This is a genomic window from Alicyclobacillus mali NBRC 102425, assembly GCF_001570745.1.
Taxonomy (GTDB): domain Bacteria; phylum Bacillota; class Bacilli; order Alicyclobacillales; family Alicyclobacillaceae; genus Alicyclobacillus; species Alicyclobacillus mali.
In genome coordinates this window covers 1-10,052 of record NZ_BCSG01000042.1, presented here as the reverse complement: position 1 = coordinate 10,052, position 10,052 = coordinate 1, and the positions used below count along the sequence as shown (strand labels likewise).

Here is a 10,052-nt window from a genome sequence, read left to right as displayed (position 1 = left end):
GCAATTGCGGCGATGTGCTGGAGGGCGAGCCAAGGGCATCTCAACCAAAGGTTTCCCGGAAACGTCACAGTCATGCGCCCGTTCGATGGCGCTGAAGTAAAAAGGCCGCCCTCAGGCGGCCCCGCGCAGGTATCACAAATCGTCCCAGTTCAGATTTCCAGCTTTCGTGTAGTTCGTCACGCGCTGTTCGAAGAAATCGGTCTTGTGCGAGTTGATGGCTGCGAAGCTGTCCATCCACGGCATCGGGTGCTCCTTGATCTCCGGATACAGGATGGGCAGGTTCAGCGACTGAAGCCGGAGATTCGCGAGGTATTTGATGTACGCGTCGATCAGCGCGTCGGTCAACCCCACGATCTTCCCCTGTGTCACGTACTGTCCCCACGCGATTTCGTGCTGCACCGCCGTCCGCATCATTTCCAGAAACTCTTCTTCCATGTCGGGCGTGACGATTCCCGGATTTTCGCGGACAATCTCGTGGTACAGATTGCGGAAGATCGCGAGATGTGTCAATTCGTCACGCTGGATAAATTTGATCTCCGAGACTGTGCCAAGCATCTTGCCCTGGCGCCCGAGCACGAAGAAAAAGCCAAAGCCTGCGTAGAAGTACACGCCCTCCAGAATGTAGTTGGCGACCACCGTCTTCATCAAATTTCGATCCGTCGGGTTCTCAATGAACTCCTCGAACAGGTCCGTGATGAACTGGTTCCGCCTGAGCAGGTGATCGTCGTCTCGCCATTCGTTGTAGATCTGATCGCGCGTGGCGGGATTCACCACGGAATCGAGCACATAGCCATACGACTGAGAATGCACTGCTTCCTGAAAGGCGTGGACCGTGAGGCACAGGTTGACCTCGGGCGCCGTAATGTACTCGTTGATATTCGGTAGATTGTGTGTCAACAGGCTGTCCATGAAGATGAGAAAGGACAGGACCTTGTTGTAGCTTCGTCGTTCATCCTCGTTCAGCAAGTCGTATTGGCGAGCGTCATCGGCAAGCGGGATTTCTTCCGGGATCCAGAAGTTATTCATCATGGCCCGATAGAGTTTGTAGGCCCAGTCATATTTGATGTTGTTCAGCTCGATCATGTTGGTGGTGTTTCCGCCGATGATTCGCCGCTTGCCCCAGTCGCGCTCACCTTCGGCGTTGAACAGCCTTGTTCGCTTCAACTGCATCGTTCAAATCCTCCTGTCGCTTCCGTCAGCTTGGTACTCGAGCGCGAGCCCACGTTTCAGGATGAACATGCGACACAGTCCTCGACTTCGACGGACTTGCTGCGGACGTAATACACGGTCTTCAATCCGCGCCTCCAGGCCAGCATGTACAGATCGAGGAACTGCCGCGCGCTGATGCCTGGCGTGATGTACAGGTTGAACGACTGGCTCTGGTCCACGTGGCGTTGCCGCGCCGCGCAAGCCTCAATGCTCCAGCGCTGATCGATGGTGTGGGCTTCTTTGTAGTACCAGAACGTCTTGTCGTTCAGGTTGGGCGCTGTCTGTGGCACGACACCATTTTTCTTCTCCTCAAGGAAAAACCGTGCGTACACCGGATCGATGCCTGCGGTGCTCCCCGCGATGAGGCTCGTACTGCTGGTGGGTGCAATGGCCACAAGATAGGCGTTGCGCACACCGTGCTCTGCCACCTCGCGGCGCAGTCTATCCCAATCCGGTCCGCCTGGCCGCGTGTGATACCCACGCAGGTCGAAATAGCGGCCGGTTTGCCAATCGGAGCCCTCGAACAGCGGGTACGGTCCCTTTTCGCGCGCCAATTCCACAGACGCCTCGATGGCGAAGAAGTTGATCCACTCGAACAGCTCGTCGGCGTGCTTCAAGTGGGCCTCCGACTCCCACGAAATACCCTTTTCCGCGAGATACTGGTGATAGCCGCTGATCCCAAGGCCCACCGCCCGGTACTTGCGGTTCGTGACCGCCGCCTGCGCCACTGGATAATGGTTCAGGTCGATCACGTTGTCCATCGCGCGAATCTGCCGGCGCACGGTCTCGCGGATGCTGTCGAGATCGCCGCAACGACCCAGGTTCAGCGAGGACAGGTTGCACACGACGAAATCGCCGGCTTCCGTCTTGGTCGTGATGATCCCGCCCTCTTCCGTCTCCTCGCTCCGGCGAGATGGGCTCATGTTTTGAATGATCTCCGTGCACAAGTTGCTGCAGTAGACCATACCCGCGTGCTTGTTTGGATTGAGGCGATTGGCCGTGTCGCGGAAGAAGATGAACGGAGTCCCCGTCTCAAACGCGGATTGCATGATCCGCTTCATGATTTCGATGGCCGGGATCTCCACGCGCGGCAGATTCGGATTCTCCACGCACGCCTGATACCTCCGCTCAAACTCCTCTCCCCAGCTGTCTTCCAGCGAGAAGCCCATCGTCTTGCGGACCTCGTACGGGCAGAACAGGTACCACATGCCGCGCTCCTCGACGCGCCGCATGAAGAGGTCCGGGATGCACACGCCTGGGAAGATGTCGTGCGCCTTCATCCGCTCGTCGCCGTTGTTCGTGCGCAGTTGCAGGAAGTCCAGGATGTCCTTGTGCCACACGTCGAGGTAGACGGCGGCCGCGCCGGCTCGCATGCCGAGCTGGTTGCAGCTTACAGCCGTGTTGTTGAAGTTGCGGATCCAAGGCACCACGCCGCCCGATGCCCCCGGATGGTTGCGGATGGCCGATCCGCGGGCCCTGATCTTGCCCACGTAGATGCCCATTCCGCCGCCGAACTTCGAGACGCGCGCGAAGGCCTCGTCCGTGGCGTAGATGCTGACGAGATCGTCCTCGGGCATGTCGATGAAGCAAGAGCTCAGCTGATGGAACGGCTTGCGCGCATTGCTCAGCGTCGGCGTCGCCACCGTCGCCTGCAGCGTGGACAACATGTCGTAGAACCGCTTCGCCCAGGCGACCTTCTCGCTTTCCTTCATGGCGAGATGCATGGATACGCCCATAAACAGCTCCTGCGGCAGCTCCATGATCCCGTTCTCGAGGTTGCGAATCGCGTACCTATCCAGCAGTTGTTTGAGCCCCACGTAGTTGAACAGGTAATCTCGCTCCGGCTTGATGTAGGCGGCCAACTCGGCGATCTCGTCCTCGCTGTAGTGCTGCCGTATGTACGTGCCGTACCGCCCGATGCGCTCCAGCTCGACAATGAGCTGATGAAAGTCTCCGTAGCCGACGTGGCGGTACCCGCGGTTGCGGGCCGCCTGCTTGTAAGCGTCGAGAAGCAACAGCCGGGCCGCGACAAACTGCCACTCCGGTTCCGCGACGCTTGTCTTCTCCACCGCCGCTTGAATCGAGACGCGCGCAATCTCCGACGTGCGCATGCCGTCCCGCAGTTGAGGCCACACGTCCGCCGCCAAGCGCTCCGTCTCACAGCCGTCCACAGCTTCACAGCCCAGCCGCAAGAATGTGAAGATTTTGTCGACGGACAGCGGCTCCATCCGCCCATCTCGTTTTTCCACCGTGAAGGTCTTGACGCGATCGCGCCACTCCTCAAGCGCAGAATGCGCGTGCTCGGACCGCGTCCCATCTTCACCCGTCCGCTCCATCAGTCCGGTGGCTGTGTCGTTCGGATGCACCATCTGCGTTCACTCCCCGCACCTCGTCCTGAACCTGTTACCTCGCGTTTCGTCAACAAAAAAGCCCATCCAGGGCGCTCACCCGGATGAGCAGACGGCGGAAGACAGGCCAGCCAAAGTGCGCAACTGTCCCCTGTCCGCCGACTTCTCAATCCCTCGTGAGCGTCGGATCACTGGGAATTGGCAGGTCTCCGGGCTTCGCTTCATCCGCGAACGGCGCCTTCCCCGGCGTCGACTTGATTCGACATCCGAGTGGCTGGGGACTTCCCCTGCCGCCGCGATCCGCTTCACCGTGGCGAGGACCGCTCCAGATTCAAACTGGATTCCCTTTTCACCCGCCCTGCGGCGGGCACCAATTCCCTTTCACATCACATGCTTTGGACAGGCATTAGCGTAACACTAGATATAGTGTTTGGCAAGCCCTTCTCTCAAAAAAGGCATCAGATATAGGCGCAAAAATACGAAAAAACCGGCTGCGGCGCACCATCTTCGCAACCGGCCTTTTTCCATTCATTTCATGACGGTAGCTTCAGAACGCGGAACGATCCCGTCGCGTGCGCGCACAACCGATCCTCTCCAAGGTATATGCGCCCCTCCACGGTCATCGTGCTTCGCGCTCGATGGATGAACTTCGCCCTGCACACGAGCGTTCCTTCACTCGCCGGCTCCGTGAAGTGAAGGTTGAGGTTCGTCGTCACCACGGGCCGATTCGGATAGTGGAGGCTGACGAGGAGCCCCATCGCCGAATCCAGCAACGACATGTACACGCCTCCGTGCACGATGCGCGCCAAATTCCAGTGGTGGGGTTGAATTGCGAGTTCCGCAACCACCTCTGTCTCATCGGCACTGACCAATTTCGCGCCTATAAAATCGGCGAACGTTTGGATCTTCGCGTTTGTCGCTTCTGTTCTTCCCCCTGGATACATGGGCACGCCTCGACCCTCCTAGCCGTCACGCCTGTCGGGTGGCCTCCTCCGTGAGCGCACGTCGAAGAATTTTTCCCACGGCCGACTTCGGCAGGCTGTCTCGAAATTCGTACGCCCGTGGCACTTTGTACGCGGCCAAATTGGCCCGGCACCACTCGTCAAGTTCCTGTTCGGTAACCAGCATGCCTGGCTTGAGCTGAATAAATGCCTTCACCGTCTGGCCGCGATACGGGTCTTCCACGCCAACCACGGCCGCCTCCGCGACGGCGGGATGCTCGTACAGGACCTCCTCCACCTCGCGCGGATAGATGTTGTATCCGCCCGCAATGATGATATCCTTTTTGCGGTCGACGATATAGAAATAGCCGTCCTCGTCCATCTTCGCAAGATCCCCAGTGACGAGCCATCCGTTTCGAAGGACCGAAGCGGTTTCATCGGGCCGATTCCAATAACCTTTCATCACCTGCGGCCCGCGCACCGCGAGTTCGCCAATTTCGCCCACAGGCAGCGGCTTGCCGTCGGGATCGACCACCCGCGCCTCGGTGTCTGGAAAGGGTATGCCGATGGAACCGGGTTTGCGCTCGGCCCAGAAGTTGTTCGCATGCGTGATAGGCGATGCCTCGGTCAGGCCGTAACCTTCGACCAGTTTGCCGCCCGTGAGCTTTTCCCACTGAGCCTGTACTTCGTGCGGCAGCGGAGCGGCGCCGCTGACGCAAACTTCGATGGACGAAAGATCGTAGCGAGCTCTATTGGGATGATTCATCAGCGCGATGTACATGGTCGGCGTGCCCGGAAAGACGGTCGGCTTGAACTCGTGAATGAGTTTCAACACCTGCTCCGCCTGAAACCGAGGGACAAGAATCAACATTCCGCCCGTGTACATGGACTGGTTCATAAGTACGGTCATGCCAAAAACGTGGAAGAAGGGCAGTACGGCGAGGTACCGCTCTTTACCTCGTTGCAACTTGTACGTCCACAGCGCGCTCTGAATCGCGTTGGCCACGAGGTTGTAATGCGTCAGCATCGCGCCCTTCGGCACGCCCGTGGTGCCGCCCGTATACTGAATGAGTGCGATGTCCTCCATTGGATCAATCTCGACCTTCGGCAAATCGCTCGCCGCGCTCGCGAGGCAGTGCTTCCACGCAAGCACGCGCGTGCCATACGGCACCTTTGGTACACCGCCATGACGGCTCATCTGCAGCGGATACAAAAGCGATTTCACGGGTGGCAGATAGTCTCGAATGGACGTCACCACATAATACTCGACCGGCAGCTCGCCTTCCACCGCCTCCACCCTGGACCACAGCTCATCGAGCGTCACCAGGACTCGGGCGCCGCAGTCCTCCAGCTGATGCTTCAGCTCGCGCGGAGTATACATCGGATTGTGCTGGACCACCGTCAATCCGGCCAACAGCGCCCCGTAATACGCGATCACGGCCTGCGGGCAGTTCGGCAACATGATGGCGACGCGATCCCCCTTGTTCAGGGGAATCGCTCGCATCGCGTTGGCAAAGCGACAGCAGGCATCCAACAGCTCGCGGTAGGACATCTTGAATCCGAAGAACCACAGGGCAGGCCGATCGGGATAAGCCTCCGCCGAGCGCAACACAAACGATGCCAGGTTCTCTCGCGGATAATCGTAGGTGCTCGGCACCTCCGGCGGGTAGTGCTTTAACCATGGCCTTTCCATCCAGTGTCACCTTCCCTTCGCGGCGCCCACTTAGCAGACGTACCCTTCGGCCTCCACCACGCGCTTTGCGATCTCGCGATCCAGCGCAATCATGTCGACGTCCGAACGGCGCGTCAGCCGCTTCAGGATGGACAACTGCATCTTCAGCGCATCGCCTTGGCTCACGTGCGCCAAGCTCTCCTTGGCCGCCTGCTCCACTTTCGCCACGGCGTCCTGCACAAACGCGCGCGTCATGGCGATCTTCAGCGCGGCCTGCGCCTCGCCCGCCGACTCCACCTGCTGCATGGCCCGCAGGTACGCGCTCTCCGCCGCGAAGGCTTGGATCGCGATGTCCGCCAGGTTCGCCAAGATCTCCTGCTCATCGTTGACACGCGCCTGCAGCGCCTGCGCAGCCAGGCCACCGACCATGAGGAAGACCTTCTTCATGTTCTCGATGAGCTGCTTTTCCTCGGCCAGCACGCCTTCGGGCGGCGTCAGGCCGGGGACCATCTGCATGAGCTCCGCCTGAAGCGCCTGTGCCTTTTGGAACAGCGGCAATTCGCCCTTCATCGCGCGCCGCAGCATCGTGCCGGGGATGAGCATCCGGTTGATCTCGTTCGTGCCCTCGAAGATCCGGTTGATGCGCGCATCCCGATACATTTGCTCGACGCCGTACTCTTTGATGAAGCCGTAGCCGCCGTGCACCTGAACAGCCTCGTCCACGACGTAGTCCAGAACCTCGGAGCCGAATACCTTGTTGATGGAGCACTCGATGGCGTACTCCGCGATGGCCTTCGCCGATTCGACGCCGGCATCGGGCTTCGTCACGTCCACCGTCTCAAGGATGGCGTCGAGCAGACCAGCGGTGCGGTACACCACGCTCTCCAGCGCGTAGATCTGCGTGTTCATCCGCGCGAGCTTGCGCTGAATCAGCGGGAACTCGGACAGCTTCTTTCCGAATTGCTTGCGCTCGTTCGCGTACTTCGCCGAAGACTCAAGCGCAATCTTCGATCCGCCGAGGGCACCCGCACCCAGCTTGAAGCGGCCGATGTTCAAAATGTTGAACGCGATTTGATGGCCCTTCCCCACCTCAAACAGCAGGTTCTCCACGGGCACTTTCACATCTTCGAGGATGACTTGGCGCGTGGACGATCCCTTGATGCCCATCTTCTGCTCTTCCGGTCCGAAACTCACGCCGGGCATGGTCCGTTCGACGATGAACGCGCTGAAGTGCTGCCCGTCGATTTTGGCGTACACCACGAACACGTCCGCGAAACCCGCGTTGGTGATGAACTGCTTGGTGCCGTTCAGGATGTAGTACTTCCCGTCTTCCGACAGCTTCGCCGTCGTCTTGGCGCCCAACGCGTCCGAGCCGGACGAGGGCTCCGTCAGGCAGTACGCGCCGATCCACTCGCCCGACGCGAGCTTCGGCAGGTACTTCTTCTTCTGCTCCTCGTTGCCGAAGTAGACAATCGGGAGCGTGCCAATACCCGTGTGCGCACCAAAGGAAAGTCCGAACGATCCGCCGCGCGACACGTGCTCGTTGATGAGCGTCGCGCTGACCTTGTCGAGGCCGAGCCCCTCATACGCCTCCGGCACTTCGGCGGACAACAGGCCGAGATCGGCCGCCTTGCGCAACAGATTGACCGTGAGCTCGTAGTTCAGGGACTCAATCTCCTCGTGGTGCGGCACAACTTCCGATTCGATGAAGTTTTTCGTCGTCTCCGCGATCATCTTCTGCTCTTCGGTGAAGCCTTCCGGCGTCACCACGGCGGTGGGCTCCAGCTCCTCAATGATGAACGCGCCGCCCTGGACGATGGTCTTGTTTTCCATGTCATCTCACTCCTTATGCGCTGTCGTTTCAAGGTTGATGAACTTCGAATACGCCGGCTGCACCCATGCCGCCGCCGATGCACATCGACACGACACCGTAACCTCCGCCTCGCCGGCGCAGCTCGTGAATCAAGGTGGCGGTCAGCTTCGCGCCCGTGCAGCCGAGCGGGTGTCCCAGCGCGATGGCACCGCCGTTGACGTTGACCTTGGCGGGGTCGATGTCGAGCGAGCGAATGACCTGCAAGCACTGGGACGCAAAGGCCTCGTTGATCTCGAAGAGATCGATATCGGCAAGCGAGAGCCCAGCCAGCTTCAGCGCCTTCGGGATGGCGCCTACCGGGCCGATGCCCATGATGGCCGGATCGCACCCCGTCACCGCGAAGCTCTTGAACGTGGCGAGCGGCTTGAGGCCCAATTGCTGCGCCTTTTCGGCCGTCATCACCACCGCAGCCGCGGCGCCGTCGCTCATCTGCGAGGCGTTTCCTGCGGTCACGGTGCCGCCGACGGAAAACGCGGGCCGGAGCGACGCCAGGGCCTCGGGCGTCGTGTCCTTTCGCACGCCCTCGTCCTGCGTGACCCGGATCGTTTTCTCGCGGGGCCGCCCGTCTTCGTCGATGTCCCACACCTTCGTCTCCATGGGGACGATCTCGTCGTCAAACTTGCCCGCCTGCTGCGCCGCGTGCGCCTTCTGATGGCTCTCATACGCGAACCGATCCTGATCTTCGCGGCTCACGCCAAACCGCTTCGCGACGTTCTCCGCCGTGTGTCCCATGGAGATGTAGATATCCGGAATCTGAAGCAAGATGTCCGGGTGCGGGGAGGGCTTGAAGCCGCTCATCGGAACGTGGCTCATGGTCTCCACGCCGCCCGCGAGTGCGACCTCGACGTGCCCGAGCATCACGCGCTCGGCCGCAATGGCGATGGCCTGAAGGCCGGACGAACAAAACCGGTTGATGGTCATCGCGGGCACGCTCTCCGGCAACCCGCTGTACAGCGACACGATGCGCGCCACGTTCAGGCCCTGTTCGCCCTCCGGCATGGCGCAGCCGATGACGACGTCCTCGATCTCGGCGGGATCGAGTCCCTCCGCGCGCTCCACCGCGGCGCGCACGGCCGCGCGCCCGAGGTCCTCCACCCGCGTATGGCGAAACACACCGCGCTTGGCCTTTCCGACCGGCGTGCGTGCAACCGAAACAATCACAGCTTCCCGCATGGTTTCACTCCCTATCGTCGTATCCGTCGTGGACTCGCCTCAGTTGCGAAGTGGCTTTCCGGTGGCCAGCATGTGCTGCATCCGCTGGATGGTCTTCGGCTCTCCGCACAGGCTGAGGAAGGCCTCGCGCTCGAGATCGAGCAGGTAGTCCTCACTCACCAGGGAGTCCGCCGGCACGTCGCCACCCGCAAGCACGTGCGCGAGCTTGTAGGCCACGTGGAGGTCGTAATCCGTGATATAGCCGCCATTCCACATGCCGCGCGCCGCCATTTGCAGAGTCGCCTTGCCGTCGCGTCCCGCGACGCGAATTTGCTTCGCCTTCGGCGGCGCGGTGTAGCCGATCTCAGCCATCCGCAGCACCTCCGCCTTCGCGGCCGAGATGCGCAGGTCGTCGTTCACCACGAGGCGATCCGTCTCGCGCAGCCAGCCCATCGCGAGCGCCTCGGCGCCGCTCGTCGACACCTTGGCGGTGCCGATAGCCTGGAACATGCGCGCGAGCGCGGGCACGAGATCGTCATCTGGACCCACCGACTCCGCCACCCGGCGCGCCGTCTCCTTGCAACCGCCGCCGCCCGGGATGACGCCGACGCCCACTTCCACCAGGCCGAAGTAGGTCTCCGCCGCCGGCAGCACCCTCGAGGAGGCCAAGCACACCTCGACGCCGCCGCCAAGCGTCATCCGATGAGGCGCCGCCACCACCGGAACCTGGCTGTAGCGGAGCGCAAGGACGGCGCGATGGAACTGGCGGATGGAAAGATCGATTTCGTCCCAATCACCCTCCTGCGCCGCCATCAGGATGAGCACAAGGTTCGCGCCAACGCAGAAGTTCTTACCCT

The 10,052-nt window shown here is 61.0% G+C and carries 7 protein-coding genes and 1 riboswitch; all 7 genes read right to left on the bottom strand.

Going from position 1 to position 10,052, the window contains the following annotated elements:
- Window positions 1–132: 132 nt before the first annotated feature.
- Complete coding sequence (locus AMA01_RS12170) at window positions 133–1,170, bottom strand: ribonucleotide-diphosphate reductase subunit beta (RefSeq protein ID WP_067851345.1); 1,038 nt, start codon at window positions 1,168–1,170, stop codon at window positions 133–135.
- A 56-nt stretch (window positions 1,171–1,226) separates the two neighbouring features.
- Window positions 1,227–3,578 carry a ribonucleoside-diphosphate reductase subunit alpha gene (locus AMA01_RS12165; RefSeq protein WP_231862945.1) on the bottom strand — a complete coding sequence of 784 codons (2,352 nt, stop codon included), beginning with the start codon at window positions 3,576–3,578 and terminating at the stop codon, window positions 1,227–1,229.
- Window positions 3,579–3,740: 162 nt separating this feature from the next.
- Window positions 3,741–3,947, bottom strand: a riboswitch (cobalamin riboswitch).
- A 143-nt stretch (window positions 3,948–4,090) separates the two neighbouring features.
- Complete coding sequence (locus AMA01_RS12160) at window positions 4,091–4,501, bottom strand: PaaI family thioesterase (RefSeq protein WP_231862946.1); 411 nt, start codon at window positions 4,499–4,501, stop codon at window positions 4,091–4,093.
- A 25-nt stretch (window positions 4,502–4,526) separates the two neighbouring features.
- Window positions 4,527–6,191, bottom strand: a complete 1,665-nt coding sequence (locus AMA01_RS12155; protein WP_067851341.1) for a long-chain-fatty-acid--CoA ligase — start codon at window positions 6,189–6,191, stop codon at window positions 4,527–4,529.
- A 30-nt stretch (window positions 6,192–6,221) separates the two neighbouring features.
- Window positions 6,222–8,003: an acyl-CoA dehydrogenase family protein gene (locus AMA01_RS12150; protein WP_067851339.1), complete on the bottom strand. Its 1,782-nt coding sequence runs from the start codon at window positions 8,001–8,003 to the stop codon at window positions 6,222–6,224.
- Between the two features lie 28 nt (window positions 8,004–8,031).
- Window positions 8,032–9,216 (bottom strand): acetyl-CoA C-acyltransferase, encoded by a 1,185-nt coding sequence (locus AMA01_RS12145; protein ID WP_067851337.1) that lies wholly within the window; start codon window positions 9,214–9,216, stop codon window positions 8,032–8,034.
- Between the two features lie 39 nt (window positions 9,217–9,255).
- The coding region (locus tag AMA01_RS12140) for an enoyl-CoA hydratase/isomerase family protein (RefSeq protein WP_376738340.1) at window positions 9,256–10,052 on the bottom strand (797 nt) is incomplete at its 5' end.

Excerpts from the sequence above, each read along its gene's own strand:
- AMA01_RS12170 (WP_067851345.1), bottom strand. The coding sequence starts at position 1,170 with ATGCAGTTGAAGCGAACAAGGCTGTTCAACGCCGAAGGTGAGCGCGAC.
- AMA01_RS12145 (WP_067851337.1), bottom strand. The coding sequence starts at position 9,216 with ATGCGGGAAGCTGTGATTGTTTCGGTTGCACGCACGCCGGTCGGAAAG.
- AMA01_RS12155 (WP_067851341.1), bottom strand. The coding sequence starts at position 6,191 with ATGGAAAGGCCATGGTTAAAGCACTACCCGCCGGAGGTGCCGAGCACC.
- AMA01_RS12150 (WP_067851339.1), bottom strand. The coding sequence starts at position 8,003 with ATGGAAAACAAGACCATCGTCCAGGGCGGCGCGTTCATCATTGAGGAG.
- AMA01_RS12160 (WP_231862946.1), bottom strand. The coding sequence starts at position 4,501 with ATGTATCCAGGGGGAAGAACAGAAGCGACAAACGCGAAGATCCAAACG.
- AMA01_RS12165 (WP_231862945.1), bottom strand. The coding sequence starts at position 3,578 with ATGGTGCATCCGAACGACACAGCCACCGGACTGATGGAGCGGACGGGT.